The sequence below is a fragment of the Thermosphaera sp. genome (assembly GCF_059755995.1).
In genome coordinates this window covers 16,547-42,684 of sequence record NZ_DBOUKL010000015.1, presented here as the reverse complement: position 1 = coordinate 42,684, position 26,138 = coordinate 16,547, and the positions used below count along the sequence as shown (strand labels likewise).

Here is a 26,138-nt window from a genome sequence, read left to right as displayed (position 1 = left end):
GACCTGGTGAGAGCCGCGGGGGCAAGCGGACTCCTACTTCTCAGAGAGGAGTGCGAGAGGGAGAGTGTTAGAAGCGTGGTGGTGAAAGCCTTAAATAACGCCCTCCTCATAGGAGTCGGCGGTTTCCCGCACGGGGATTTCAGCCAGGAGACTCTCGAAGCAGCCGACTACTGCTACTCCATATACGAGGAGTCTCTGATGACGTGGGTGGTAGCATCAAGGCTGATATCAACGGCTGAGTTGCTAGCGAACATCCTATAATAATATGTGATTCATGTGATCATTATTTATTTATCTGTTTAAAAAACTGATCAATGTTTAATAAAAAGAAAAAACTTTTAAACCACCACACTAAGAGATAATTCAGAGTTGTGGACGCATGCAGGTTGGTTTGAGCGAGAACCTCGTGAAAGATCCTTTGGAGGAGTACATAGCCTGGAATAGTCTTGAGGTTAACGAGAACGCTAACAGGTATTTAGGACCGGGGAGCTTCTTCGCATGGCTCCTTGAGGAGAAGATCAAGTACGAGTCAATCCAGCTTCTCCCCAGGCATATTGCGAGGGCACACATGGATGGTTTAATATACATTCACAAGCTCCCTCACAGCGTCTACATCCCCTACTGCACAGGGCACAGCATAAGCAGGCTTTTGAGAAAAGGGCTTAGAACACCCACAGTGGTTTCCAGACCTGCCAGGCACCTTGACACTCTCGTAGACCATATTGCAAACTACTTGATAACAGCCCAGCACTACTTCACCGGGGCACAGGCTTTCTCAAGCGTTGAATGGTATTCAGGACCCTTCATCAGGAGGGATGGATTAGGCTTCAAGGATGTTAAACAGCAGATTCAGAGGCTACTGTTCAACCTTAACTACCCTACCAGGATAGGGCTTCAAACACCCTTCACCAACTTCACAATAACCATGGATGCTCCGAAAAAGATGATGGAGGAGGATAGGGCTGTTTACGGCGGGGAGGACGCAGGGGTTTTAGGCGACTACGAGGAGGAGGCGAAGCTGTTTCTCAAAGCACTCTCACACGTCCTGCTTGAAGGAGACTCTGTTGGACAACCCTTCACCTTTCCAATCCCAACCCTCATGGCAACTGCATCATGGATATGGGAGGACCCTGAGCTACACGAGCTAATATTCAAGGTAGCCTCTAAGAGAGGGAGCTTCTACTGGCTCAACACGAGAATGGTTGACCCAGACGCCAGCTTCGCCCTGTGCTGTCGTCTAGCAATAGATAAGAACGAGCTGAAACACGTTTTCAACAATGGCTCAAAGTTCTCTCTTAAAAGAGACCTCGGGGTTGCCAAGGAGGATTACTGGAGCAGGATTGAGAGGCAGAGGTTTGGCGGGCTCTGGGCTATGCCTGATGTAACCGGCTCGGTCAACGTCGTGGATATCAACCTGCCGAGGCTTGCCCTTGAGGCTCGTGGCGAGGAGTCAAGGTTCTGGGAGCTCTACGAGGAGAGGCTTAAGCTGGTTAAGGAAGCCGTTGAATGGTTCAGGAACAGGTATGTCTCTATTTTGAAGCAGGCTCCAGGATTCTACGGGTTGATAGCAGAGTATATGGAGGAGTTTCCCTCAAGCCACTTCAACACTGTCGGCATCATAGGGCTTCCCGAGGCATCGGCAATACTCATGGGTGAGCCTAAGCTATGGCTTGACGGGAATAGGAAGGATTGGTTGAGAGCGGCTGAGCTCATGAGGAGGATGGTTGAGTTCGCTACTGACAGGGCTAGGGAGTGGATGAGGGAGACAGGTGTCCCATGGAATGTGGAGGAAGTGCCTGGAGAGTCAGCCGCACCCAAGCTGGCTCTCAAAGACATGAAGCTCTACCCTGAGCTAGCCGAGTACCTCCCAGCCGAACCCCTCTACAGCACCAGCGTCGCCCCCTACTACACCGACTCCATGACCATTCCCGACAGGATTGAGGTTGAGGCAAGGGTTCAGAAATACTTCACAGGAGGAGTAATGATGCATCTCTTCCTGGGAGAGGAAGCGGATCCCGAGGCTCTTGCCAAGCTGGCTAAGAGGATTGTGGAAACCGATATTGTCTACTGGAGCTTCACCCCCGCTATAACACACTGCAACGACTGCGGGGCAACAGTAACAGGGCTTTACAGGGCTTGCCCCAAGTGCGGTAGCGGTAATGTCGACGTGTGGAGCAGGATAATAGGCTACTACAGACCCCTCAGGAACTGGAACCCGTACAGGAGGAAGGAGTTCTGGCAGAGAAAACACTATGGGCTTTAACCCTTCTTTTTCACTCTTCAACTTCACCAAGCTATTCTAGATGAACGCTAATGACCTCGCTCATATACTCCTCAGGCTGGAAGAACGTCTCCTTGATAGACGTGTACAATTCCGTATCGTTCACCCTTTGGCTCTGTGGTTGCAACTTGAAATGCCCCTTCTGCCACAACTGGAGGCTTGCAGAAAACGACCCAGGGGTTTGCAGATGGGTTAGTATTGACGAGGTTGTTGAAAGCCTGTCAGCATCGCTAATGTTCATAGACTACTTGCACGTAACGGGCGGGGAGCCCTTACTGCAGTGGCGGCCCCTGTCCCAGCTCTTCCCGGAGGCGGGGGATTCTCTCGGAGTTAAGAGAAGCTTGAACACAAATATGACTTTGAAAGAGCCTTTTAAAAGGCTCCTGGAGGCAGGCCTCGTAGACCATGTTGCAACCGATTTAAAGCTACCGCACCGTGAGCTGTACGGTCTCCCAGCAGATGTATCGGATAGGCTTTGGGAGAACTATCTGGAAAACCTGAAGCTAGTGTCAGAGCACGACATACCCTTGGAGCTCAGGATCCCGGTTTCCAGGCTTCTTAAGCCTGAGGTTTTAGAGGAGTCTTTAACCATTATTGGGAAGCACCTTCACAAACTCAGCAACCTCGTCATTATCATCCAGCCTCTGATGGGTCCCCCTGTCACAACCCCTAGGAGTGTTGAATGGTGTGTTAAAAACTGCGCAATAGACGGTGACTTCCTCTCCTTGCTAAATGATGTGTTGAGGAAACATGGTTTTACAAAGATTGCTGTGAGGGAGGAGCCGGCTTAACAGGTTTTTCACGATGCTTTAAAACAAGCACCAACCCTACAATCACGAGGATTACGCCGGCGAGCGCCCTAAGCCTCTCATCAACCCATACATAGCCCCACCATCGGGCTAAATCCTTTACGAGATCACCCATCACGCTAGTGATGATTAAGCCTCCAACCACTAGTAGAATAATCCCTGCCACTAGAAGAGGCTTCTCGTCTACAGTGCGCTCTAAACGAAGTGGTTGGCTCGGTGCAGGAGGTTGCTGAGGACCAGGCTCCTCCGGGATTATTAAGCATGCTACAAGGTAGAGGATCAATCCGGGAGCAGGAGCCAATACGGTTACGGCAACCCATAGAAGCCTCACGATAGTGGGGTCTACCCTGAAGTATGAAGCCAAGCCGCCGCAAACCCCGCATAAGATTTTATCGCTCCTGGACCTGTAGATTTTCCTTATCTCGCTCATGGTATCACACAACTTTACTCATAAATAGAATATTAATTATGGTTATTATAAGTAGGTGTGCGTCAAGAAGCCTTAAAGGGTTGTGGAATGAGCAATATCCCCGGGGAAAACCAGTATAAGCATCTCCCGCAGGCTAGGCTTGTGGCTTGGCTTGACCAGGCTGACTTGATTATCGCATCCGCTGCTAAGCTGACAATATCCCCTAAGGAGTTCACGGAGATACTTGAAAGCTTTAGCGACGAGAAGAGGGATTCATGGATACGTGAGCTTGTCTCAAGGGGTCATGGGAGTCCTTTGGAGCATAGTGTTTACGTGTTTGAAATCGTCTGTAGCAGGGCGTGTAGTCATCAGCTGGTTAGGCATAGGCATGCAAGCTATTCTCAGCTGTCGCAGAGATATAGCGATAGGTTTTTGAGAAGGCTTGTTGAGAAGGCTTCAGCCCTTGTCAACTCCCCGGTTCCAGAAGGCTTTGCTGAAGCCGCCGAGGTGTTGGAGGAGGCTGGGGGAAGCCTGGACGATTTCAACACCCTGCTGGATCTTGTCAGCGAGGCATACGTGATCCCTCCAACCATGGTTAAGGCTGGCGAGGCCTGGTTCCTCAAGCATCTTTTAAAGGCAACAGCCGCTTACTACAAGGCTCTCGCATCGCAAACACCCTACGAGGATGCCAGATACCTGCTCCCCCAGGCTGTGAAAACCCGTGTACTAGTCTCAATGAACGCTAGGGAGCTCCTGGAGGTTTTCCTCCCCCTGAGAATGTGCTCCCGTGCTCAATGGGAGATTAGAATGATAGCCTGGGAGCTGAGGAATCAGCTGGTTAAAACACACCCTGCAATCTTCTCCTACGCAGGACCACGCTGCGTGCTACTGGAGAACAGGGTGAGAAACAACCCCTGCAGCCTCAACGATTACTTAGAGGGCAAGTGCTCGTTCACTATTCAGAGATGCCCCGAGCTTGTCCCAAACGATAAAATCCCCTCCTGCTTGAAAAACGCTGTCAACAACCCCTCTCCCTGAAACCTTTCTCAGGCTACCTATATTCCTGGCTGATTGAAAAATCGGCCACTCCAGCATTACTTGATATAAAATTTTAAATAATCGTGCGTAAAATTTACATATCGGTGGAGGTAATGCGCACCCTCCACGCGGTAATAATAGCCGTTCTCGTAACCGCTATAATTGTTGGCGGAATACTATACTACTTCCTATCAACGGCTCCCAAGCCGAAGGCTAACCTGTTGGAAATATATCACTGGTGGACATCCGGCGGCGAGAAAGCCGCCATAGACGCCCTCGTAGCAGTATTCCAGGAGAAATATCCCGACGTGGGCGTTATTCAAAGCCCCGTTGCTGGAGGAGCTGGATACGTGTTGAAAGCAGTAATGAAGTCAATGGTGGCGGCGGGGGAGGCCCCAGACTCGTTCCAAATCCACGCAGGATATGAGATGAAACCATATATCGATGGAGGCTACCTTGAACCAATAGACCACCTATGGGCTCAGCAGGGATGGGAGGAAGTCTTCCCCGCCGTAGTGAAGGACATGGTTAAGTGGGGCGGGCATTACTATGCCGTCCCATTGAACATTCACAGGGCCAACGTCCTATGGTACAATAAGAAAATCCTGGAACAGCACAATATCGACCCCGCATCCCTGGAGACCTGGGACGGCTTCTTCGAGGCTTGTGAAAAACTCAGAAGGGAGGGTATCACATACCCTATCGCGATGGGCGGTATTGGTAAATGGGAAATAGCGCACGCGCTCGAGCAGATACTGATAAGTCAAGGAGTTGACTTCTACCAGGACTTGATAAACGGCAAGCTCTCAGACCCTAACGATCCAAGGCTCGTCAACGCGTTCAACATCTTCAAGAGATACATGGATTACGTGAACCCTGACTATGCAACCCTCACCTGGGATCAGGCTGTTGCTAAAGTGATTAGGGGTGAATCCGTCTTCACAATCATGGGAGACTGGGCTAATGGAGAGTTCCTCGTAGCTAACAAGACGTTCAACGTGGATTATGGTGCAATACCTGTGCCAGGAACGAAGGGGGTCTACGTGTTAGTTGTCGACTGCTTCCAGAAACCCAAGGGTGCTAGGCACCCTGAGAACTCTGAGAAATGGCTAATAGTGGTTGGGTCAAAGGAGGGCCAGGATGCGTTCAACCCGATTAAGGGTTCAATACCAGCTAGGCTCGACGCTGACATTAACAAGTACGGCCCCTATCAGAGATCAGCTATCCAGGACTTCAAAAACGCCCAGTACATGGCTCCCAGCATAGTTCACGGTAGCGGAGCGCCTGAAAAGTTCGCGAGCGCCTTTAACGACGTGGCAAGCGCTTTCGCGTCGAACAGGAATGTTCAGGAAGCATGTAATGGCATAATAAACGCTATACAGGCCGCGAAAAACGAGTATGTTAAAGAATGGAAGCTCATTCCATAAAGTTTTTTTAAAACCCTCCATAATCAACTATAAGATAGGGGAGACCGGGTGGAGAAAGGCTCCCTTTTCCTCGTAATTTTTCTCGCTTTCACGATCACAATAGCATACTTCTTCATCTACGGGCTTATAGGGTGGAACACTTTCTTATCGCTTTCAGAATCCACTGGTTTAACCATGGAGTTCAGGTTTTCAGGTCTCGAACAATACTACAAAGCCCTTGAAGACCCTGTTTTCTGGGTTTCACTTAGAAACAACATAGTTTTGATAACGGTTTTCATCCCCATAAGCGTGGGTGTTGGACTGCTGGTGGCAATCCTGCTCGACATTGTGGGCGGGAGGTTCGAGAGTTTCTACAGGAGTCTATACCTGCTCCCGTTCTCACTATCCTTCGTAGTCACAGCATCAATGTGGGCTTGGATGTACAACTACTCATACGGAGTAATCAACACCCTTCTGGGACAGCGTGTTAACTGGCTAGGGGATCCCGAGATCGCTTTATACAGCGTGATAATAGCGTTAACCTGGCAGTTCTCGGGGTATGCGTCACTAGTCATGCTGGCTGGGATTAAGTCGATACCGGAATCCCAGCTCCACGCTGCGAGAATAGATGGGGCTTCCCCGCTACAAATATACACCAAGATTGTTCTACCCCAGATAAAGCCATGGATTCTCTCAATCTTCGTTGTTCTAATGGTTTTCTCGCTTAAGGCTTTCGACTTCATATTCGTGCTCACCAATGGAGGCCCGGGTGTTTCAACATATGTTCTCGCACTATTAATGTATAGGAGAGCGTTCTTTGAAACAGACTTCCAGTACGGTGCTGCACTAGCCAGTATCCTCTACTTAATGGTTATGGCCATTGTTATCCCGTACATGATAGTCTCCTTGAGGAGGGGGCAGAAGTGAGGTTTCCAGGCAGGATTGTGATTTACGCGATCCTCACATTGTTCGCGCTGTTCTACCTACTCCCGTTCTGGACGGTTTTCACAACCGCGTTGAAGAACGATATTGAAGTTAGAACATCCATCCCTATCGCCCCTCCATCCCAGCCCACAATAGATCCCTTGGGGAGAGCTTTAAACGCTATTTCACAAGGGCTTCTCAACAGCTTGATTTTCACAAGCGTAGCCACCGTGCTCTCAACCATGATAGGCTCCGTTAACGGTTTCGCCCTGACGAGAATTAGGTTCAAGTACTCGGATCTTGTCTTCTTCCTGCTGACTCTTGGAATATTCATACCCTACCACGCAGTTATTATTCCATTAATAATTGTTACCAGGAACCTGGGATTGTTCAACTCCATACTGGGTATGTCAATTGTTCACACGATCTACGGCATCCCGATATGTACTCTCTTCTTTAGAAACTTCTACGGTGAAATACCGGAGAGCATTATCAACGCTGCGAGAATTGACGGCGCAGGCTTGCTGAGAATATACTTTAACATAGCACTACCCGTCTCATGGCCTGCTTTCGTTGTAACAGGTGTTTTCCAGTTCACAAGCATATGGAACGACCTATTGTTCGGCTTAATACTCACAAGAGGCGTGAATCAGCCTGCTAGCGTCGTGTTGGCAAACCTCCTCGGCACGACCTCGGCTGAGTGGAATGTTCAAATGGCTGGAACCCTTATCTACGCCCTACCCGTGATTATTGTGTACGTAGTTTTAGGAAAATACTTGATTAGAGGGTATCTCTCAGGGGCGGTGAAGGGGTGAGACCGTGGTTGGTGTATCGATCGTAAACCTGCACAAGAGGTTCGGGAAAACAGAGGCAGTGAGAGAATTCACCCTGGAGATAAGGGATGGGGAGTTTTTCGTCCTGCTCGGGCCGAGCGGGAGTGGGAAGTCAACAGTATTAAACTGTATAGCGGGAATACTGAGGCCTGATAAAGGGGAAATCTGGATTGGCGATAAACTAGTCGCCTCAGCGGAGAAGAAGATATATATTCCGCCACAGGAGAGAAACCTGGGAATGGTTTTCCAGGATTATGCCTTATACCCCCACATGACAGTGTTCGATAACATAGCATTTCCCTTGAAAGTTAGAGGAGAAAGCCCGGAGACTATTAAGGATAGGGTTACGAATATTTCAGCCATCCTAGGTATTCAACATTTATTGTCTAAGAAGCCGGCGCAGTTGAGCGGTGGGGAGAGGCAAAGGGTTGCCTTAGCGAGAGCTTTAATCAGGAACCCGCCGCTACTCTTAATGGATGAGCCTCTCTCAAACCTTGATGCCAAGTTGAGGGTTTTGATGAGGGTTGAGCTCAAGAAGATACAGAGAGAGTTCAGGAGCACCGTGGTTTACGTTACCCATGACCAGGTGGAGGCTATGAGCATGGGCGACAGAGTGGGTGTGATGTCGTCCGGCGTTCTCCAACAGGTGGCAACCCCTGAGGAGATTTATGAGAAGCCGTTGAACACTTTCATAGCAGGTTTCATTGGAAGCCCGCCTATGAACATGTTTAACTGTAGGATGCAGGATTTTGAAACAGGCACAGTTCTATGCGAGTTCGGAGAGTACAAGCTCCCGGAAGCCTACGGTAGGATTGCGGCTGAGAAGAAGGTGTTAGAGATAGTTTTGGGCGTGAGGCCGGAGCATGTTAAAGTATCGGTTTTCAAGGAAGAAGGAAGCTTTCCAGGGAAGGTGATGTATACTGAGAAGCTTGGGCGTGAACTAGTGGCCCACTTGAAAATCGCAGACACTCGTTTAACAGCTATAATTCCTCCCGAGCAAGCAGAGGTGGCCTCCAGGGAGGAGGTCTGGATCAGTTTCCGCGTGGATAAGCTACATGTTTTCGAGAAACAGTCTGGTAAGAACCTGCTGAACCTGTGACCCCATCCTTAAACAACAAGTTTTAAAAATAAAGCCATCCCAATATTAATTGTGAGTCCTATGTATGTCTGGGCCTTAATAGTTGTCCTAGCCTACCTGTTACTAATGCTTGGGGTCGGGTTCTACGCTGCTAGGTATAAGGTGAAAACTGCTGAAGACCTTGTAATAGCTGGCCGAAGGGTAGGATTATTATTCGTGGCTGCGTCGCTCTCAGCCAATAACATCGGCGGAGGAAGCACCGTGGGCGTGGCTGCTAGGGCGTACGGGGCATGGGGGCTGTCCGCCGGATGGTATATTATGACAGCTGGAATAGCTATGATACCCGTTGGCTACGTCTTCTACTACATGAGGAAAACCCGTGCTTGGACCCTTCCACAAGTCATATCTAAAAGGTTCGGCGCCCCCTCCCACCTAACTACCTCCATTCTTCAAATGATATCTCTCACAACCCTGACGGCTTCGCAAATACTTGCGTCGGGAACTATTTTCTCAGCCCTAACAGGCCTCTCCTTCGAAACCGGCGTGCTCTTAGCAACAATCATCACCATCCTCTACACTATTCTCGGCGGGTTATGGGCTGATGTGATGACGGATTTCGTGCAGTGGCTCATGATAACCCTGGGAATGCTTGTCGCAATACCGTTTATACTAGCCAACGCAGGAGGGTGGGAAAGCGTTGTTGCAAGGCTGCCTGCCGGACACCTAGACTTCTTCAAGCTGGGATACAACAATATTCTGAACCTGACGTTCATGTACATAGTATCTTTCATAACCGGTGCTGAAATGGCCTCGAGAGCCCTTGCGTCCAGGGATGAGAAAATCGCTCTGAAAGGATCAATACTTTCGGGAGTCTTAATGGGCGTGTATGCCTTCATACCAGCTTTAATCGGACTGATAGCGCTGGCCGAGCTTCCAGGCATAAATGCTAGCGAAGCATATGCAAAGGTAATGCTTGGATACGCGCCCGAGCCTGTTGCAGGAATAGCCTTAGCCGCCATTCTAGCAGCAACCATGTCCAGCGCTGACTCAGACATGCTGGGGACAGCTTCAATATTCGCTGTCGACATATGGAAGAGATACATTAGGAAAAACGCTAGCAACAAGGAAATACTGATCCTGACCCGTTTAGGAGTAGTTGTTGTAGGCGTACTAGCAGCTTCAGCAGCCTTGACAAGGTTCGACATAGTGACGATCAACACTTTCGCGTTCATGCTGAGATCCGCGGGACCCTTCGCGCCCTTCGCCCTGGGCTTGATAATGAAGTATGTCACTAAGGAAGCGGGGATTGCTGCGATAATTACCGGGAGCATTGCCGGAGTCTACTGGAGGCTTGCTGGTCAGCCGTACGGGATCGGGGATACCGTGATCGGCGCCCTTGTAGGAGTGATCACCTTCCTAGTATTGATAGCCATCGGGAAAGCTCTCGGGAGGCCTCCTGCCCCGCCACTGGAGGAGGTTGGGGAATAACCCTACCCTGTTTTTCTCCTTTCTGCTTCAATATTGTTTTTAAATGAACAGGCTCTATAAATACCCCTTAGATGCTGCCAAAGGGTGTTTTGAATGATTTTGAGCGACTGGGATATTAAAGTCTACCTTGAGAAAAAACTCCTCGCTATAAGCCCTCTCTACGAGGACACGGTAAGGGAGAATGGTGTGGACCTGAGGTTTGGCAACACGTTCTGCAGGTTCAAGGCCAACGGGAGCATTCTAGACTCCAAGCTGGTTAACGTGGGAGACTTCCTGGAGTGTGTAGAGGTTGGTGACGAGGGCTTCGTGATAAATCCTCACGAGCACGTCCTGGCGACAACTCTTGAATGGGTTGAGATGCCGATAGACCTGGTGGGTCTCGTCAACTTGAGGAGTACTTTCGCCAGGCTCAACCTGTTCATCCCTCCAACCGTGATAGATGCTGGCTTCAAGGGGAACATTACCATTGAAGTTATAGGCGGGAATGTCCCGGTGAGGGTTTACCCTCTGCAACGGTTCCTCCACATAGTCTTCTTAAGGACGAGCAGCCCTGTCTACAAGCCCTACGAGGGGAAGTATCAGGGGCAGGTTAGTGTAACCCCTCCCAAGCCTGACAGCGGTAAGTAAGCAGTCCTCTTCCGACAAGGTTAAGCAAGGTTTTAAACCCCCATTAACTATTAAACGAATACCTAGGTGCCGCCGTAGTATAGCCCGGTCAAGTATGCGGGCCTCTCGAGCCCGTGACACCCTAGGTCCGTTCGAGAAGGGTGCGGGAAACCCGGGTTCAAATCCCGGCGGCGGCACTTCTCCCTAACACTCAAGCAGTACAGGAAGGTCAGGGTTCTCTAAAACAATCCAGCCCGATTCGTCAACCATGTACGTGTTAATGGATTTGAAAACCACTCCTTTCATGGAAGCATTCATCACGGCCTCAAGTATCCTTGGGTCTCCCCTGCAGAACGGTTTAAACCCTTTGACGCGTGGAAGAGCCGCGATGAACACGACGAGGGGCTTGTACTTCTCAGCGAACCGTGCAAGGGTTTCAATCTGTCTCACTCCTCTATCGGTAGGGCAGTCCGGGTATGATGCGTAGTTATCTACTGTTCTCAAGACACTGCTCTTGAGCTCTACAAGCCTTTGCAGACCGTGGCATTCGATAAGGTAGTCTATAACCTCTCCCTCAATCCTATAGTTTCTCTTAACGATGAAGCAGTCCTTAAGCCATGGAATCGAGTTGTCCCGTACCAGTGATTCGAAAACCCTTTGCTGGCTGATAGTGTCTACCACAGCGTATCCATCACCATCTTCAACAGCAATAAGCCTGTAGCTGAGCCTGGGGCCTTTAATCCTGGCGAGGAGGGATTTCCTCCCATTCACCAGGTATTCTTGAAGCCTGCCGGTATTGGTTAAATGAGCCTTCACCGGGGAACCATCTACCTCTACTTCAACCGTGAACCTGTTAACTCTTTTCCTCAGCCAGGCCTTCACCAACCCCTCCAGTTTGAGAACTCTCAAGCCCACCCCTCCCTGCCCTGAGTTTGTTGGCTATTTTCTTAATTCTCTCGTAAATCTCCCTCCTCCAAACTATAAGGATTGTTAGAATCGCTAGCTGCCCGTAGTCTACGTATAGGCTACCCCCGTATGAATCATGCTCAACCACTATTAAAGGGAGCACTGTAACCTTAGCGTACTTCGATATTATGCTAATTACCGTGTAGTGGAGGATGATTAACACGAGGCTGAGCCAGGTGACCACATACCTCCTCCACCCTTTCACACCGGCTAGCAGTATGAAGGCAAGTATTGCAAGCAACAGCACCGCTGAAACTTCCTGTAGAAAGTAAACGTTCGTGCTGGCTAGTGAAACCAATTAATTACCCCCTTCAACCCTTATAGTAGACAGGTGTATTTTAACTTATGAAGGCAATGCTCCTGCGTAACCCAGCCCCTGTTGAAACCAATCCCCTGGAATACGTTAACGTTGAAACCCCTTCTCCGAGGAGCGAGGAAGTCTTGATAAAAATATCGAAATGCGGCGTCTGCAGGACAGACCTCCACATAGTCGAGGGCGAGCTACCTCCTCCAAGACTCCCATTAATCCCTGGGCACCAGGTGATAGGGAGAATCGTTGAGGTTGGAGACGCTGTTGAAGGCGTGGTGCCTGGCGAGCTTGTGGGTGTTCCATGGCTGTACTACGCATGCGGTGAGTGCAGGTATTGTAAAAGGGGTTTGGAAAACCTCTGCGATAAAGCATTGTTCACAGGCTACTCTGTAAACGGGGGTTATGCTGAATACATGGTGGCACACTACAGGTTTATTCATAAAATACCCGGAGGGCTCAGTGAGCTTGAAGCAGCTCCCTTAATGTGCGCCGGAGCCGTAGGCTACAGGTCTTTAAGACTAACCGGCCTCGTGGGCTCGGACGGGGTGTTAGGCTTGTTCGGATACGGGAGCGCGGCGCATTTAATGCTTCAAACAGCTAGGAAGCTGGGGCTACGGGTTTACGTTTTCACGAGCAGTCCGTGGAAAATAGAGCACGCGCTTAAGAACGGGGCTGAGTGGGCTGGGAGAACGGTTGATGAACCGCCGTCAAAACTTGATGCTGCAATAGTTTATGCACCGGCTTCACAAGTGTTCGTGGAAGCTTTGCGGAAGGTTGACAAGGGAGGCAGGGTCGTACTAGGCGAGATATACATGACCCCTATAGAGAGGCTTGAGTATAGGCTACTCTGGGAGGAGAGGGAGGTTAAGACTGTTGCAAACGTGACGAGAAGGGATGTGTCCGAGTTCCTCCAGCTCGCGGTTAAGCACGGGATTAAGCCTGAGGTTAAAGCCTTCAAGCTCGAGGAGGCTAATGAAGCGTTGAAAGAGCTTAAACACGGTCGTAGCCTTGGTCAAATAGTCCTAGACGTCTCCTAGGCTGGGAGCTAGATGACACCGGTCTTGCTTCTATCCACTACACCCTTCCTGCCCGCAACCTCCTTTAGAACTAGGTATGCTATGTAATCAGCCCGCGCCCTTCTAGCCATAAATCTTTGGATAACATTCTTCATGCTCTCGGATAATTCCTTCCTCTCCCTAGCCTCTTTCAAAACCAGCTGAACATCAGCTGGCTCAATCCTCGGCTCCTTCTCCTCACCTGTTAACAAGGATTCAGGAGTGAATGGTTTAACAGAGAGGTCAGCAGATTTTTCACGCAGGTCTACAACTTTACCAGGCTCTTTTTCAATGAATCCTGCAAGCATCCTTAGGTTAGCAGTTCTCAACTGCTTGAGAACCATGCCCCTGTCCTCGACGACAAGCTTGAAGTCCTCGTAGAGGATTTTATCCAGGACCTCTCTCTCAAACTCTAGTATTGCTTGCGGGGGTTTAACGTAAGGTATTGGGGGATAAAGCTCTACCACCGCTCTTGACAAGCCCCCGTCATAGTAGGCTAGCGCCACGAGAAGGCTCGGGGAGAGAGAATCCTCATCCAGTACTTCACTAATGATGCTGAGTGAAAGGGTTTTCAACGCTGGGCTGGGTCTCGGTATGAGTGTCTCAACGCCTTCTATCACTGCCCGGATCTTCTCCTTGGCCAGGATGTAGTCAACCACCCTGAGCATTTCCGCTTTCACAAGGCTCCAGTTAAACTTCAGGGAGACTAGGGTTGAGTAGGCAATATCGTCTATCTCGGATATTAGAATCCTGTCTAAGTCGTCGAAAACGTATTTCTCAACATCCCTTCTAACGCTCAACCAGTCAAGCCTGTCTATGATACCGGCCGCTACGGGCTCGTGGAGCGAGAAGTACTTGTACTCCCCTAGCTTGACGACATCGTACATTATTGTCTCGAAAGCTATTCCGTGGAGCCTCCTGAGCAGGACCATTAATGCCGCGAGCGCCAGCCTGAGGAGCTCGGAGTCCTCGCTTATTTCAACCTCGTATATGTAGCCATATGTGAAATCCCTGTACTCGCCCCCTGTCGGCGTAGGAACGTAAATGGTCTTCTTATCGTAAAAGACTAGTGGCGTGTTGTCAACGCGCACGTACCTGGGCTTCTCAGACCTCACAGTCCAAATACATCTCTCAGGTATCTTCCTATACCTGCCGAAACCGTTCCTGGGGACATAAACCACGCAGAGCTCCTCGCTCGTTATTCTTCCCGTTAAAAGATCCTTGACGAGTGATGGCTTCTCGCCCCAGTTCATCTTCCAGTACTTGTACTCTTCCGCCGCTATTGATAAAGCATCGTGGGAGTAAAAGTCTATGTCCTTGATCGGCTTCTCTATCACGCTTTTGACAAGCCTTGATGTTCTCCCATACTCTATGGAAACCACTAGCGCGTCCTCGGAGTAGTCGATGCATCCTGGCTGGAACTTTTCGATCAAGTCAACATGTCCAATCGGTTCAAGCGGTCTAAGCTCCCCGCTCCTCTCGATATACCTTTTAATTCCGTATGGCGGGGCGAACTCGTAGAAGTTCATCCTCTCGAAGACCCAGTCCAGCAGTTCCGTGTTAACCCTGTCCTTCAGCAACACACCCGCCTTAGACAGCGCATTCTTCTCAAGCTCATTCAACTCTTTCCGATACCACGGTGACTTGAGCTTAACAATCCCCGTGAATAGGTATATGTAGAGGTTTTCCTCGTTAACAAGGGTTTTCTCGATCCCAAGACCGAGCCATTTGCGAAGGGTTTCAAGACCATTATTCAACAGCTCCCTATCCCATCTCGTATACGGGATTATTACAGTCTCCGCATATCCCAGCTCCCTCCTCCTCCCCTTCCTCCCTTCCCGCTGATAGAACTCTTTAACATCGTCCGGGAGTCCGAGGTGGACTATCCTCCTTATAGTCCCTATGTCTATACCTTGGGAAAGGGTCCTCGGAGACACCACTACTTTAACCAGCCCTCTCCTCGCCTTCTCCTCAACCTCCTCCCTCTTCGCCTTGGAGATTAAGTGGTGATGGCTTGCGAGCGGTGCGTCCTCCCCAACGTATTGTTTAATACTTCTTACAAGCTCTTCGGCAGAGCTAATACTCCTTGTGAAAACCAGTGTTACGTAGTCATCTTTGAAAAACTCCGACACTATCTCAGCGGGGTTTACACTAATGCTTGGAACATCGAAGCCGAGACCCTCAAGTATTGAAACTATCCTGTATGCTTCTTTCTCAAACAATGAGTAATCCTCGACGAACTTGGTGTAATTAGCTAGTTCGGGATGCGCCTTGACCGCCTCACCCCACAATCTTCTAACACTATTGTAGACTTCCCTCATATTCTTGCCTAGCACTATGTAGTAGTGGTTGGTGATCCTGAACGCCTCGCCCTCAACTACCCGGTAATCCCGTCCCGTGGCCTTCTTCAAGAAATCCCCCATGTCCTCAGGGTTGGAGAGGGTTGCGGTCAGCACCGCTACCTGGGGCTTAACATCGCTTATATCGCTGAGTATTTGCAACACACCCATTAAGAGGGCTAGGCTTCTCGGGTCGTAGAAGTCGAGTTCATCAATGATTATTAAGTCGAGCTTACTGTATAAGCCGGCCAGGATCCCTTGCGTCTTTCTTAACAAGTATTTCTTCAAATCATGCATCAGGAAGGCTGGGTTGGAGATGATTATGTTTGAGGAGCCTACGGCTTCCCTGAGCCATGGCAACCCATGCTTTTTAACATACTCTTCCTTCTTAACACTGTCTATTTGAATGCTCTTACCGCCGACGAGGCCCACGTATTTCTCAATCCGCCTAATCTGGTCGTTAGCCAGCGCGAGAGTAGGGTACAGGGCTATGGTCCTGAACCTTTTATCCTCTCTAATCCTGTTTAAAGCATACAGCATCCATGCCTCGGTCTTCCCGCTACCTGTCCCAGCTTTCAACAACACGTTGAGGCCTTTCATCAATGATTCATATGCTTCCAGCTGGTGCTTGTAGAGGGGTTTATCGCCCAGTTCTATTGATGAGAACTCGGGTAGGACGTCTTTAAACTTTAAGCTAGAATATGAGGGTTCTACCGGAGGGTCTGTGAAGAATATGAAGCTGTATCCTTTTCTCTCTAAAACATTCTTGGTCATCAAACCCATTACTCTCATTCCTTTACCTTTAAATCAATTAGTGTTTAAACCATAATTAATCATTGAATCTAAACCCTGCCTGTTAACAATATGGATGCAAGCCTCTGGTAGATTGCTTGATCAGTTATCAATGCTTTAAGCTTGGAGAGAGTCTTTTCAACATCATACTTAAACCTGATGATCCTGAACTCCATGGTCTCGCTATCGAGTAGGCCGCAGGACGCCCTCGGATCGCCGTCCCTTGGCTGTCCAACGCTACCGGGGTTAACTATTCTCGTGTCGCCGACTCTTACATCCATAGGTATGTGGGTATGCCCTGAAACCACTAGCCCTGTGACCATCCCCTTAAACCCATATGGTGAGAGAGGAGGCGGGGTGAGCATTCTCCTTAAATCCTCAGGGGGGAGCGTGGGAAGCATGTAATCGTAGAGCGGGTTTCGAGGGCTCCCATGGACTAGAACAGCCTCCAATCCTTTATCGGCGACTCTTTCAACAGGGCTTAGGGTCCTAAGCCATTCAACCTGCTCTCTACTAATCATTTTAACCGAGATTTTAATCCTCGTGTAAATGCTGAGGTCGTGGGTTTTCTCGCCGCACCCGCAGTCAACCCCGTAGGCAACGGCGTGGTCGTGGTTTCCGCGGAGAATATGCCTGGGACCGAGGGATTTGACAAAATCTATTACCTCACCTGGCTCGGGCCCATAGTCTACGAGGTCTCCTAGAACCCACAGCTCATCCCAGCTTGGAGCGTGCTCGAGAATTGTTTTCAACGCGTCCAGGTTTCCGTGGATATCGGATAAGACAAGTATTTTCAAATCAATCCCTGTTTAAGCAATTATTACCCTACCCGGGTTAAAACATTTGGGGAGCGCAAGGCTTTTATACTTAAATCGATATACAAGTGAATTGTGATTCATATGAAGAGCTTGATAATGTGTGTCTGCCAGGGAACATGTCCTTCCAGAAAGTGAACCCGTTCGAAGTGGTCAACTATTTTAGGCGGAATAAGAAGATCGACTTCGCAGTTATTCACCCACAGCTGTGTGCGACAGACGGTGATAACTTCTGGAGCGTCTTCCATGTCTCTTGCTAATATAAAGCCTCCATCAACTGTTTGTGTAATCGCCTTATCATCTTCGTGTTTCAATTCGTCTTTTATCTTTTCAAGCAGGATTATTATTTGAGCTTTAGTACAACTCATGATTGAAATCACCATAAAGAGCTCGATAGTCATTATACATAAGCTTTTGTGGAAGTTTTTTCCATACTCTCAGAGACTTGAGTGAAAGTGAAATTTACGAATGAAAGCTTTGTCTTTCAAGCCAAAAGAAGAGTTTCCTAATTTATAGTTAAAGTTCGATGTTTTAGGAAAAGTTAGGACCAACTCTTTTTCCTTTTAGCGAGTTCTGTTGCTATTTTTATCGCTTCTAATGTAGCGGTTTCATCTCCTCTACCAGTGCCCGCCTTACCCCATACTGTTCCGTGATCTGGAGAAACCCTTATTATCGGCAAGCCAAGAGTGATGTTCACTCCTTCCATAAATCCAACCATTTTCAACGGTATATGACCTTGATCGTGGTACATGGCTACTACTGCATCGAACTCCTTGTTATAATACGCTCTGTAAAACACGGAGTCTGGAGGATAGGGTCCCTTAACATTTATGCCTTTGTTCATTGCCTCATTGATTGCAGGAACTATCTCGATTATCTCTTCATCACCAAACAATCCGCCTTCACCGGCATGTGGATTGAGTCCTGCAATCCCAAGTACAGGTCTCTCTATGCCGAAGTATTTCTTCAAGTAATCGTCTGTTATTTCGATCGTTCTCAGCACTCTATCCTTCTTTATCATATCTATGGCTTTTCTCAACGAAACATGTGTAGTCACGTGAACTACTCTCAAATGCCTAGCGACCAACATCATCCTAACTTCTTTAGAATTTGTTAAATCAGCCAGCAATTCAGTATGACCTGGATACTTATAACCAGCGATGTTCAAGCTCTCTTTGCTTATAGGAGCTGTCACTATGGCGTCCACTTCCCCTTTAACAGCGTAATCTACAGCCTTGACTATACACTCATATGAAGCTCTGCCGCCCATCGGAGACGGCTTTCCATAAACGAGCTCCTCTAATTTGACGTTGTTTAGATCGATGACGTTTACAGTGAAAGGAGCTTTAACCGCTTCTCTTGGGTGTTCTACCTTCACAAAGACCAAATCTTTTGCGTTTACTATTGAAGCAGCTTTTGTAAAAACGTTAAAGTCGCCTATAAGAATAGGGATTGCTTCAAATGTTGGAGCTAATTTTCTCAAAGCTTTGATGGTTAGCTCTGGACCTGAACCAGCTGGATCTCCCATGGTTATAGCTATTTTGACTTCACTCATGTCTTCTCGCCAAACTCTTAATACGAACTACTGTTTTAATAAGCGTATCTTCTTTTCCAAATCCTCCAGCTTTCGTAACGATGTACGAGTTCTTGTGCTTCAGTAACGGAAGACCGGGTTCGATCTCGCCTATGACAGAAACGAAGTCTATGTTGAGCTTATTGATTATAGCCAAGGCTATGTCTCCTCCGCTTGCAAATATGCCACTGAATCTCTCTATTCCATAATCCGATACTATCATATTTATGAGCTCTCCCATGTTCTTTGCTATTAGGGCTCCTAATTGTGAAAGTCCTATGCCCATCTCATTAGCTAACAGCTCACCATCTTTGACTTGTTCTTGCGTATAACTAGTAGTCAGTATGATCTCTGAGGATTCCTTAAGACCTACTTCTATGTCATCTTTCAATCGTTTATATTCCAATTCAGGATCGTCCAGCAAACTTTTTAAATTGATCAACAACAGCTTACAGTTCAGCGCTTTCGTAAGCTCACTCACCTGGATCCTGGTCACGTTATTGAGCGTTCCTATGGCTACAAGTACAGGCTTTCCACGCGTTCTCCCCACTATTGTCGTGTAAGCTAAATGTTCAGCTAAACCCGCTGATCCAACCCATATTACCTTCTTGTCCGTTCTTAATACACAGTTTACTAAGGTCTTCAAATCATTGTCATTCTCGATGTCAAACGATAGGACTTCGTATCTCTCAATCATATCGCTAGCTTTGTCTGATCGAAGCTCATCGATTGTGATATGTTTGTATTTTTCCTTAAACACGTCTTCAAAATATGAAGGTATGTAAGAACTTTTGACTGGATTTCTAGGATCTTTAGCGAATTGAGTCTGATCTACTGGTACTCCGTTCACTAAGTGTATGCCGTTTAACGTAGTTCTACCTTGTTTAGGATAGGCTGGCGCAAATGATATGAGCTGTGGTTTGAAGGAATCGTACACTGCTTGTAATTCTGCGGTTATGTTGCCTCTTAGAGTAGAATCTATCTTCTTATATATCAGTAGATCTTCAGCTTCGTCGAACGCTTCATTTATTTTTTCAAACAGGCTGTATATCGCTTTATATGCCTCTCTAGGGTCCAAGGCTCTGCTATCAGTATTTATAGCAATGACGTCGTACTCGTCAGCAAGACTTCTCAAATAGCTTGAGGTGCACGCCGAAGAACGAATTACGGTTACGCTTGGTAGTGCTAATTTTGCAAACTGCGCGACTGTGTCGTTAGCGCCTGTAAAATCATCTGCAATTATGAGAACTTTTCTAAAAAATCTCTTCTTCATGTGCAAAACCTTTTATCTTCTATTTGTTTGATCGCGCGTTCTTCTTATTATGGTAGCTTGCTAAGTAATGGGTCAATATGGGAGCAAATATCGCTGTGAACAGTACAGCAAAACCTACTGCAGCAGAAGCGGATGCTACGAACGGTTTAAACGTGGGATCTGCTTCAGCTATCATAGTTGGTACCGCTGCAGCATTTCCAGCAGTCGTTCCGATTGCTGCACCAACGCCTGGATTGGTGTCTCTCTTGAACAACGCCCTATAGAACAGGTATCCTAATAGGCCTGTGGATAAACTCAACATGCCTATTATTAAACCGCCGCTAGCAGCCGAGCCCAACGTCATTATATCTATTCCTGCTCCAAGGGAGAACGCGAAAAACGGTATGGTTATGTTGGATGTTGGCTTGAAAATCTCACCTATCTTTGGATCTAGGTTTCCTAATACCAATCCTAACAGATAAGGCAGTATTGCTGCAACAATATACTGCACGGGTATCTGAGCTAGTCCGGAAAGTCCTAGGAACAACATGGCGAAGAACGGACCATCGTTTAGTGCTGACGCTATATAAGCGCCAACGTCGCTTTGGTTGCCATATTTGCTTGCCAATGCAATCCATAAGCCGCCGTTCGAGTTTATCGTGCCGGAGATCAAAGCCAAGAGTCCTAGGCCCGGCAAGATTTCAGCTCTGCCTACAGCAAATCCGTACAGTATCACTAGAAGACCTGGGATGAAGGTCTTTGCAGCTAACAGAGCTCCTGCTTTAGCTCCAACGATGCCTAAAAGTCTAAGAGGGGTGTTGGCTCCTGTAGCAAATATCAACAAAGCTATCAACGGCAACGCGCTGTTCTTAAAGAGCGCTGTTACAAAACCGCCCATGTCGAGGAATTGTGGGAAAAACGTTCTCGTTAAGGAGCCTAATATTAATGGTATTACCATTAAACCTCCGGGAACTCTATTTATAGAATCCCAGATTTTCACACCCATTGGATTTCACCATAAGACGTGTACATATTATTCCTAGCGTTGGGTTTATAAGCATAACTGAAACCTTTGTTTTCATATATCAATGCATTCATTGAATAGAGACGTGATTATTTTAAGTAAAAGATGAATTTAATGTATCTTAAAAGTTATGACATGCCTAGGTGTGAACGTGTTAACGCTAACAAACGTTTTTAACCTATGACCGCTAACTCTTTAACGAGAGCTCCTCTTTCAAACCTCTTCAACGTAAGGTTTTGAGCTATTGATGGCGAAGGCTTGCCTTCAACAATCCAGCTCGATATCACTTCTCCTGTCACTGGTCCTAGCATCATGCCGTGCCCGCTGAAGCCAGCAGCTATAAACAGGTTATCAAATCCTTCTATGGGGCCATAAATTGGATGATGATCTGGCGTCATATCGTAATATCCCATCCAATATCTGACAATCCTCAGATGTCTTAAGAAAGGTAAGAGCTCTGAAAGAGGTCTTATTATCGTCTTAAACGCATCCCTTCTATTCGAATAGATGGAAGCTTCTGGAAAGTCTTGCTAAGCAAGAATGAAGACATTGACAAAGTTATAGTAGCCGGTTGCGACCCCGTCATGCAGAAGAAAATGTTCGGCTGGGTGTTTAAGGAACTCGGGTTCGACGAGTCAAAATTCGTTGGTGTTGAAATAAGGAACATGTCGACGGAAGAGGCTGTTAAAGCAATTGAAAACGCGCTTTAAACCGGGTGGGGATGGTGGCGAGGAACTGGTACCCAGTCATAGACTACGAGAAGTGTACTGGCTACCTCTCATGCTTGAATTTCTGCCCACACGGCGTTTACGGTCTTCGAGAAGATGGAAAGCCGTTAGTGGTGAACCCAGATAACTGTGTAGAAATGTGCAGAGGTTGCCAGAAGGTCTGTCCCGGGGAAGCGATACGTTACAATGGAGATATTGCAGAGTGATTCAACACGCATTTCTTTTTAAGACAGTCTGAAATATTGGATTACCAAGGGATTAAGGATTTGATAGCTAGATCGTTGAAGGTTTCCGAAATCCTTAAAGAGTTAAAGGATAGGGGAGCGTGCAGGATTAGCGAGGCAATACCGCTAAACCCTAGTTTAGAGATTAAAATACCTGGAGAGGGGCTTAGTGAGTTAAATCACATTTTCAAACATTTCTCAGACCCTACGAGGCTTAAAATCCTCTCGCTACTATACCTGAACGGGTCTCTGCCAGTGTGCATTATATCTCATGTGCTAGGCCTTGATCAAACCCTGGTTTCACACCACCTTAAAACACTACTTAAGGCTGGGCTAGTCCAGTATAAACGCGAGGGGAAATTTAAATTGTACTCGCTGACGAGCCTTACAGAGAAGGTTTTCACAACAATCCTAAACGTATTCTCCTCCAGGGAGGCAAATACCGGTTAACCTTGTAGAAAAGTATGGGGAACTGCCGTCGTAGTGAGGCTTTCACTTCGTGACAAGTACTGATCAACATAGGCCCGTGTAATGGACTGCGGGGGTTTAGCGTTCAGGAAATTGTCTGTTAGCTTTTAACTGAGATCCGAGAAATATTTTAAAAGAGAGTGGCGGTCCTGAATGCTGAACAAGGAGGCCGAGTATACTACTGGTTCACCAGAGCTTGATGATTTAATCGGTCCTATTCTTCCGAATAGCATGCTACTTATAGCAGGACATCCTGGCTCTGGAAAAACCTCCCTGGCTTCACAGATATGTTACGCTAACATGAGACTCGGTAAAAAGTGCCTCTACGTGACATTCTACGAGGATAAGGGAAAGCTTTACAAGAACATGTCTAAGATCGGGGTGGATTTTCAGAGTGCCGAGGAGAAAGGATTTTTCAAGTTCGTGAAACTACCGGTTGTATCCATTGAGAGTTTTCTAAAAGAATTCGCCAGCTTACTGGAGAGGGAAGACTTTGACGTGGTTGTTTTAGACTCGGTAAACCCTGTTTTAGAACTAACGGAGAAAAGGGAAGAGCATAGGGCTATACTGCTAAACTTTTTTTACCAGTTAACGAGCTCGATTATAGGACTACTAGTAGTGTTAGCTGAGGTTGAAGCAAGAGGTGAAAATGTTGAAACTCGTCCTATAGATTTCGTCGCTGACGCCGTGATATATTTGAAGCATAGGGTTGAACGCGGGATGCTCTCTCGTATTATGGAGTTGAGGAAAATCCGCGGCCTCCCTCTCCAGACCGTTGAAATACCGTTCGTAATCATAGAGGGGAAGGGAATAAGGGTTTTTAAGCCCCCTAAGCCTGGGGAAATCTGCCCCGGCCCGGTCAAGAAACTATCCACGACTATTAAAGAGTTTCTAGAAGGGTTAGGAGGCTCGTTGAAAACGGGGAATACACTGCTTGTAAGTTATCCTTCATGGGGTAGAACGCCGTTAACACTGCTACCCCTAGTAGATTTAGCGATAACGAATGATTCAAAAATATTATTCGTAACATTCCTATACTCTCCGGACGTTATTGAGGAGTTGTTAACAGGAATTATGCAGAATTACCTTAACTTCGAGGCAGAGCTTGCCAGGGAAGTCTTAAAGAAGTATCTGCATATAGCTTCTTTCAACCCTTCTGCATATTCTCCATCACACCTAATGATGCTACTGGCTGATTTGATCGAGAGTGTCAACCCTGAAATAGTCGTGTTTCACGGAGGAGAGGTTCTCGCCGCTACTTACAAGGGTTTCAGCGATTTCTGGATAAACCATAGAAACCTTATGGTTTGGCTTAAAAACAAAGGCAAGATAGTCGTAAACTACTTTGCAAGGATAGATCCTTACTGGAATAAGACCCTTGAAGCTGTTTCAGACCTAGTGGTTCGGGTATACTTTAAACGTGAGGGTAACGGGGAGCTACATCCTGAATTCCTGGTCTGGAGGCAGGGTTTCCACCCACAAGTGATAGGTTTCAAGAGCGAGGATATGGGCAAACTGGCCTCATATTCGCGGGATTTAGCCAAGCTTGCAAAACAGAGGCTGGGTGGGGGAAGTGAGCGGGAGCGTTAAAGATGTTTTAGTGAATAATATTGAAGCCTATGTTAGAAGCGTTGCACCGGGATTGATCCACACGCTGAATATCTATTGCCGTAGAACGGCCGGCAAAGACTGTGCAGAACTCTTCCTAGAGGAGCCATGGACTTTCAGAGACATCGTCTCCAACGTATATGGGTCTTCATCATCCGCTGAAATGATCGCGAGAATGTTCATTTATCCCGTAAAGCTTAACATTTTCATCGACGAACCTATGGAGAAGCTTATAAAACTATTCTTTGAAAACCCTAGAGAACTCTACCGCATAATACGCAAAGCCCTTGAGAGTTAGGGGAAGCCATCATCCACCAATTCTTTTTGAAGCCGGCATTATTCTAGATGCGCTGTTCGACCACTTCCGATTACAAGTATCTTGTTGAGAAGAAATTATGAAAAAGTGATCTCGCTTATCTTCTTTTAAAAGTCGTGATTAATACTTTAAAAACCTAATCTCTGAATATCAAGCGGGACGGGTGTTCATATTTATGGATGAAAAAGCAAGGCTAGCTGAGAAGGTGTTATCAGGCATCGAAGTCCCAGGTTTCGACGTAGATGTAGTAAGCAGCGGGTTGGTCACAGGTTTCAGGATTTCAAACGATGGAAGAAAAATAACTGTCTACGTGGACTTCACGGGTTCCCAGCCAAGCTGCTTGTTCTGTAAATTCATAAACAACACATTGTGGAACACTATAATCAGCAAGATGAGGGAGAAGCTTAAGGAAGCGGGGTTTGAAGAGGTCCTCATAGTAGATGAGAGATTCGGAAATAGATTTCATTTAACCCCTGGGTAAAAGCGAATGATCCGCTAACACTCGTCTTAAAAACAGATTGATTCCTTCAGTTAAAAGCCTGTTAAGGCTCTCATAATCTCGTAGAATCCGCCTACCCCTACCTCTGGAAAATAATGTTGCATACCTCCCATGATAAAAACATTGAGACATGCACCATTGAAGATTAATGAAGATTAAATGCGGCGGCCGGGATTTGAACCCGGGATCTCCGGCTTGGAGGGCCGGCGTCCTAGTCCAGGCTAGACGACCGCCGCTCATTAATATGTGTATTCCTTGTTGTTGTTTTTAAAACTTCCCGATGCTGGCTTATATAAGACTGGTTACTCCTAGTATTAAAAATAGTGATGACAAGAGGGTCTCTTGAGCAGTTAGCTGTGATGAGAGCCGGAAATCCTGATCCCTAACCACTCCTATAGCGTTCCATAAGCGTTTTCGACGCTTCCTCCAGCTCCTTGAAAGTGTCAATCGCTTTCCAGAACACTTCGGTGTATCTCACTGCTCCTAGAACCCCATCCTTCGCCATTGCGGGGAAGGCTGTTTTTTCGAGATCGCCTTTATCCGGGAAATACCTTAACGCCTCGGGTTTCAAAGCATATACTCCAGCGTTAATCCAGTAATCCCTCAGCAAGGGTTTCTCCACGAAGCCTGTGACCATGTCACCATTCATCTCTAAGACACCGTAGGGGCTTGGAAGCGGTATTGAAGCTATCACGCCCAGTAATCCGCGGGTCGATTCAAGCTTCTCGATAAGTAGTTTGGGATCGAGATCTGTAAGTATATCCCCGTTGACTACGAGGAAGACATCAGTCTTGCTCAAGATGTGTTCGGCATTTTTAACAGCCCCTCCCGTCCCCAACGGCTCATCCTCGATAACATAAGTCACCCTCACCCCGTATCTTATGCCGCTACCAACATGCTCGATCATCTTCTCCTTCTTATACCCTACCAAGAGAACCAGCTCGTTAAAACCATGCTTCCTCAACCATTCTATCTGCCACTCAACAAGCGTCTTATCCCCGACCTGAACCAAGGGCTTTGGCACGTCATTAGTGAATGGTCTCAGCCTCTTACCATAACCACCTGCCAGGATCGCTGCCAGCATTGCAACACACCAAGCATGATTTATAAGATGCGGGAGCTGAAATATAAAACTAATAAACCCTGAAATCTTAATGATTTAATAGGCCGCCGTAGCTCAGCTGGGAGAGCGCCCGGCTGAAGACCGGGATGCCCGGGGTTCAAGTCCCCGCGGCGGCACTCGCTTTGTTTTATTAAACCCTCCATGTTTTCTTAAAAATAGGCTGAACGGTGTTCC

Annotated in this window: 26 protein-coding genes, 3 tRNA genes and 2 pseudogenes; 20 read left to right on the top strand and 11 right to left on the bottom strand. The window is 47.5% G+C overall.

Annotated elements, in window-relative coordinates:
* The 3 genes and pseudogenes from AC3OH0_RS01720 to AC3OH0_RS01710 all read left to right on the top strand — a co-directional run.
* Positions 1 to 261, top strand: a pseudogene (locus AC3OH0_RS01720) (16S rRNA methyltransferase); the annotation flags it as partial.
* A gap of 118 nt (positions 262 to 379) precedes the next feature.
* Positions 380 to 2,263, top strand: a complete 1,884-nt coding sequence (locus tag AC3OH0_RS01715; RefSeq protein ID WP_498344523.1) for an anaerobic ribonucleoside triphosphate reductase — start codon at positions 380 to 382, stop codon at positions 2,261 to 2,263.
* A gap of 50 nt (positions 2,264 to 2,313) precedes the next feature.
* The gene (locus AC3OH0_RS01710) at positions 2,314 to 3,072 is read left to right on the top strand and encodes an anaerobic ribonucleoside-triphosphate reductase activating protein (RefSeq protein WP_498344522.1); all 759 of its coding nucleotides are present in this window, start codon (positions 2,314 to 2,316) and stop codon (positions 3,070 to 3,072) included.
* Here AC3OH0_RS01710 and AC3OH0_RS01705 read toward each other — a convergent pair.
* On the bottom strand, positions 3,038 to 3,520 hold the full coding sequence (locus tag AC3OH0_RS01705) for a PspC domain-containing protein (RefSeq protein ID WP_193436583.1): 483 nt from the start codon (positions 3,518 to 3,520) through the stop codon (positions 3,038 to 3,040). The genes AC3OH0_RS01710 and AC3OH0_RS01705 overlap by 35 nt on opposite strands.
* A gap of 87 nt (positions 3,521 to 3,607) precedes the next feature.
* Here AC3OH0_RS01705 and thyX point away from each other — a divergent pair, with 87 nt between their 5' ends.
* From thyX to AC3OH0_RS01665, 8 genes are all read left to right on the top strand, one after another.
* Positions 3,608 to 4,537 carry an FAD-dependent thymidylate synthase gene (gene thyX, locus AC3OH0_RS01700; RefSeq protein ID WP_498344521.1) on the top strand — a complete coding sequence of 310 codons (930 nt, stop codon included), beginning with the start codon at positions 3,608 to 3,610 and terminating at the stop codon, positions 4,535 to 4,537.
* Between the two features lie 113 nt (positions 4,538 to 4,650).
* The gene (locus AC3OH0_RS01695; protein WP_227410945.1) at positions 4,651 to 5,964 is read left to right on the top strand and encodes an ABC transporter substrate-binding protein; all 1,314 of its coding nucleotides are present in this window, start codon (positions 4,651 to 4,653) and stop codon (positions 5,962 to 5,964) included.
* A 48-nt stretch (positions 5,965 to 6,012) separates the two neighbouring features.
* Positions 6,013 to 6,870: a carbohydrate ABC transporter permease gene (locus AC3OH0_RS01690; protein ID WP_193436580.1), complete on the top strand. Its 858-nt coding sequence runs from the start codon at positions 6,013 to 6,015 to the stop codon at positions 6,868 to 6,870.
* On the top strand, positions 6,867 to 7,682 hold the full coding sequence (locus AC3OH0_RS01685) for a carbohydrate ABC transporter permease (protein WP_193436579.1): 816 nt from the start codon (positions 6,867 to 6,869) through the stop codon (positions 7,680 to 7,682). The genes AC3OH0_RS01690 and AC3OH0_RS01685 overlap by 4 nt, the downstream gene beginning before the upstream one ends.
* 4 nt (positions 7,683 to 7,686) lie before the next feature.
* Positions 7,687 to 8,799 (top strand): ABC transporter ATP-binding protein, encoded by a 1,113-nt coding sequence (locus AC3OH0_RS01680; RefSeq protein WP_193436578.1) that lies wholly within the window; start codon positions 7,687 to 7,689, stop codon positions 8,797 to 8,799.
* Positions 8,800 to 8,859: 60 nt separating this feature from the next.
* Entirely contained in the window at positions 8,860 to 10,266 is a 1,407-nt protein-coding gene (locus AC3OH0_RS01675; protein ID WP_193436882.1) for a sodium:solute symporter family protein, read from the top strand.
* Between the two features lie 93 nt (positions 10,267 to 10,359).
* Complete coding sequence (gene dcd / locus AC3OH0_RS01670; RefSeq protein WP_193436577.1) at positions 10,360 to 10,893, top strand: dCTP deaminase; 534 nt, start codon at positions 10,360 to 10,362, stop codon at positions 10,891 to 10,893.
* 68 nt (positions 10,894 to 10,961) lie between these two features.
* Positions 10,962 to 11,069: transfer RNA gene (locus AC3OH0_RS01665), tRNA-Glu, on the top strand.
* Between the two features lie 7 nt (positions 11,070 to 11,076).
* Here AC3OH0_RS01665 and sfsA read toward each other — a convergent pair.
* Together sfsA and AC3OH0_RS01655 are read right to left on the bottom strand one after the other, a co-directional pair.
* Positions 11,077 to 11,787 (bottom strand): DNA/RNA nuclease SfsA, encoded by a 711-nt coding sequence (gene sfsA / locus AC3OH0_RS01660; RefSeq protein ID WP_227410904.1) that lies wholly within the window; start codon positions 11,785 to 11,787, stop codon positions 11,077 to 11,079.
* Positions 11,726 to 12,136, bottom strand: coding sequence for a hypothetical protein (locus AC3OH0_RS01655; protein WP_193436575.1), 411 nt, complete (start codon positions 12,134 to 12,136; stop codon positions 11,726 to 11,728). The genes sfsA and AC3OH0_RS01655 overlap by 62 nt, the downstream gene beginning before the upstream one ends.
* Before the next feature lie 47 nt (positions 12,137 to 12,183).
* Between AC3OH0_RS01655 and AC3OH0_RS01650 the strand changes: the two genes are divergently transcribed.
* Positions 12,184 to 13,185, top strand: a complete 1,002-nt coding sequence (locus AC3OH0_RS01650; protein ID WP_193436574.1) for a zinc-dependent alcohol dehydrogenase family protein — start codon at positions 12,184 to 12,186, stop codon at positions 13,183 to 13,185.
* An 8-nt stretch (positions 13,186 to 13,193) separates the two neighbouring features.
* Here AC3OH0_RS01650 and AC3OH0_RS01645 read toward each other — a convergent pair whose 3' ends face one another.
* On the bottom strand, positions 13,194 to 16,334 hold the full coding sequence (locus AC3OH0_RS01645; RefSeq protein ID WP_498344520.1) for a DEAD/DEAH box helicase: 3,141 nt from the start codon (positions 16,332 to 16,334) through the stop codon (positions 13,194 to 13,196).
* 50 nt (positions 16,335 to 16,384) lie between these two features.
* Entirely contained in the window at positions 16,385 to 17,131 is a 747-nt protein-coding gene (locus AC3OH0_RS01640; RefSeq protein WP_498344519.1) for a metallophosphoesterase family protein, read from the bottom strand.
* Positions 17,132 to 17,233: 102 nt separating this feature from the next.
* Between AC3OH0_RS01640 and AC3OH0_RS01635 the strand changes: the two are divergent.
* Positions 17,234 to 17,391: pseudogene (locus AC3OH0_RS01635) on the top strand (heterodisulfide reductase subunit A-like protein); the annotation flags it as partial.
* A 299-nt stretch (positions 17,392 to 17,690) separates the two neighbouring features.
* Here AC3OH0_RS01635 and pdxA read toward each other — a convergent pair.
* The 4 genes from pdxA to AC3OH0_RS01615 form a co-directional block, all read right to left on the bottom strand.
* A complete protein-coding gene (gene pdxA / locus AC3OH0_RS01630) occupies positions 17,691 to 18,704 on the bottom strand; it encodes a 4-hydroxythreonine-4-phosphate dehydrogenase PdxA (protein WP_498344518.1) in 1,014 nt (337 codons plus the stop codon).
* Positions 18,697 to 19,995 (bottom strand): four-carbon acid sugar kinase family protein, encoded by a 1,299-nt coding sequence (locus AC3OH0_RS01625; protein ID WP_498344517.1) that lies wholly within the window; start codon positions 19,993 to 19,995, stop codon positions 18,697 to 18,699. Before AC3OH0_RS01625 ends, pdxA begins: the two co-directional genes overlap by 8 nt.
* Positions 19,996 to 20,014: 19 nt before the next feature.
* Positions 20,015 to 20,980 carry a 2-keto-3-deoxygluconate permease gene (locus tag AC3OH0_RS01620; protein ID WP_498344516.1) on the bottom strand — a complete coding sequence of 322 codons (966 nt, stop codon included), beginning with the start codon at positions 20,978 to 20,980 and terminating at the stop codon, positions 20,015 to 20,017.
* A 191-nt stretch (positions 20,981 to 21,171) separates the two neighbouring features.
* Positions 21,172 to 21,507, bottom strand: a complete 336-nt coding sequence (locus tag AC3OH0_RS01615; RefSeq protein WP_498344524.1) for an NAD(P)/FAD-dependent oxidoreductase — start codon at positions 21,505 to 21,507, stop codon at positions 21,172 to 21,174.
* 18 nt (positions 21,508 to 21,525) lie between these two features.
* On the opposite strand from AC3OH0_RS01615, the gene AC3OH0_RS01610 reads away from it, so the two are divergent.
* The 6 genes from AC3OH0_RS01610 to AC3OH0_RS01585 all read left to right on the top strand — a co-directional run bounded on the left by AC3OH0_RS01610 (position 21,526) and on the right by AC3OH0_RS01585 (position 24,823).
* Positions 21,526 to 21,708: a hypothetical protein gene (locus tag AC3OH0_RS01610; protein WP_498344515.1), complete on the top strand. Its 183-nt coding sequence runs from the start codon at positions 21,526 to 21,528 to the stop codon at positions 21,706 to 21,708.
* A 14-nt stretch (positions 21,709 to 21,722) separates the two neighbouring features.
* Entirely contained in the window at positions 21,723 to 21,932 is a 210-nt protein-coding gene (locus AC3OH0_RS01605; protein WP_498344514.1) for a 4Fe-4S dicluster domain-containing protein, read from the top strand.
* A gap of 60 nt (positions 21,933 to 21,992) precedes the next feature.
* The gene (locus AC3OH0_RS01600; RefSeq protein ID WP_052891710.1) at positions 21,993 to 22,400 is read left to right on the top strand and encodes a winged helix-turn-helix domain-containing protein; all 408 of its coding nucleotides are present in this window, start codon (positions 21,993 to 21,995) and stop codon (positions 22,398 to 22,400) included.
* Between the two features lie 171 nt (positions 22,401 to 22,571).
* Positions 22,572 to 24,008 carry an RAD55 family ATPase gene (locus tag AC3OH0_RS01595; protein WP_498344513.1) on the top strand — a complete coding sequence of 479 codons (1,437 nt, stop codon included), beginning with the start codon at positions 22,572 to 22,574 and terminating at the stop codon, positions 24,006 to 24,008.
* Positions 23,992 to 24,324, top strand: a complete 333-nt coding sequence (locus tag AC3OH0_RS01590; protein ID WP_498344512.1) for a NitrOD5 domain-containing protein — start codon at positions 23,992 to 23,994, stop codon at positions 24,322 to 24,324. The genes AC3OH0_RS01595 and AC3OH0_RS01590 overlap by 17 nt, the downstream gene beginning before the upstream one ends.
* Before the next feature lie 193 nt (positions 24,325 to 24,517).
* Complete coding sequence (locus tag AC3OH0_RS01585) at positions 24,518 to 24,823, top strand: hypothetical protein (RefSeq protein WP_498344511.1); 306 nt, start codon at positions 24,518 to 24,520, stop codon at positions 24,821 to 24,823.
* 178 nt (positions 24,824 to 25,001) lie between these two features.
* Here the strand turns inward: AC3OH0_RS01585 and AC3OH0_RS01580 are convergent.
* A tRNA-Gly gene (locus tag AC3OH0_RS01580) sits at positions 25,002 to 25,077 on the bottom strand.
* Between the two features lie 146 nt (positions 25,078 to 25,223).
* Entirely contained in the window at positions 25,224 to 25,925 is a 702-nt protein-coding gene (locus tag AC3OH0_RS01575) for a nucleotidyltransferase family protein (protein ID WP_424154359.1), read from the bottom strand.
* 82 nt (positions 25,926 to 26,007) lie between these two features.
* Here AC3OH0_RS01575 and AC3OH0_RS01570 point away from each other — a divergent pair.
* A tRNA-Phe gene (locus AC3OH0_RS01570) sits at positions 26,008 to 26,080 on the top strand.
* Positions 26,081 to 26,138 lie beyond the last annotated feature (58 nt).

Excerpts from the sequence above, each read along its gene's own strand:
- AC3OH0_RS01695 (WP_227410945.1), top strand. The coding sequence starts at position 4,651 with ATGCGCACCCTCCACGCGGTAATAATAGCCGTTCTCGTAACCGCTATA.
- AC3OH0_RS01625 (WP_498344517.1), bottom strand. The coding sequence starts at position 19,995 with ATGAAGAAGAGATTTTTTAGAAAAGTTCTCATAATTGCAGATGATTTT.
- pdxA (WP_498344518.1), bottom strand. The coding sequence starts at position 18,704 with ATGAGTGAAGTCAAAATAGCTATAACCATGGGAGATCCAGCTGGTTCA.
- AC3OH0_RS01705 (WP_193436583.1), bottom strand. The coding sequence starts at position 3,520 with ATGAGCGAGATAAGGAAAATCTACAGGTCCAGGAGCGATAAAATCTTA.
- AC3OH0_RS01575 (WP_424154359.1), bottom strand. The coding sequence starts at position 25,925 with ATGCTGGCAGCGATCCTGGCAGGTGGTTATGGTAAGAGGCTGAGACCA.
- AC3OH0_RS01595 (WP_498344513.1), top strand. The coding sequence starts at position 22,572 with ATGCTGAACAAGGAGGCCGAGTATACTACTGGTTCACCAGAGCTTGAT.
- AC3OH0_RS01650 (WP_193436574.1), top strand. The coding sequence starts at position 12,184 with ATGAAGGCAATGCTCCTGCGTAACCCAGCCCCTGTTGAAACCAATCCC.
- AC3OH0_RS01645 (WP_498344520.1), bottom strand. The coding sequence starts at position 16,334 with ATGAGAGTAATGGGTTTGATGACCAAGAATGTTTTAGAGAGAAAAGGA.
- AC3OH0_RS01715 (WP_498344523.1), top strand. The coding sequence starts at position 380 with ATGCAGGTTGGTTTGAGCGAGAACCTCGTGAAAGATCCTTTGGAGGAG.
- dcd (WP_193436577.1), top strand. The coding sequence starts at position 10,360 with ATGATTTTGAGCGACTGGGATATTAAAGTCTACCTTGAGAAAAAACTC.
- AC3OH0_RS01675 (WP_193436882.1), top strand. The coding sequence starts at position 8,860 with ATGTATGTCTGGGCCTTAATAGTTGTCCTAGCCTACCTGTTACTAATG.
- AC3OH0_RS01620 (WP_498344516.1), bottom strand. The coding sequence starts at position 20,980 with ATGGGTGTGAAAATCTGGGATTCTATAAATAGAGTTCCCGGAGGTTTA.
- AC3OH0_RS01710 (WP_498344522.1), top strand. The coding sequence starts at position 2,314 with ATGACCTCGCTCATATACTCCTCAGGCTGGAAGAACGTCTCCTTGATA.
- AC3OH0_RS01585 (WP_498344511.1), top strand. The coding sequence starts at position 24,518 with ATGGATGAAAAAGCAAGGCTAGCTGAGAAGGTGTTATCAGGCATCGAA.
- thyX (WP_498344521.1), top strand. The coding sequence starts at position 3,608 with ATGAGCAATATCCCCGGGGAAAACCAGTATAAGCATCTCCCGCAGGCT.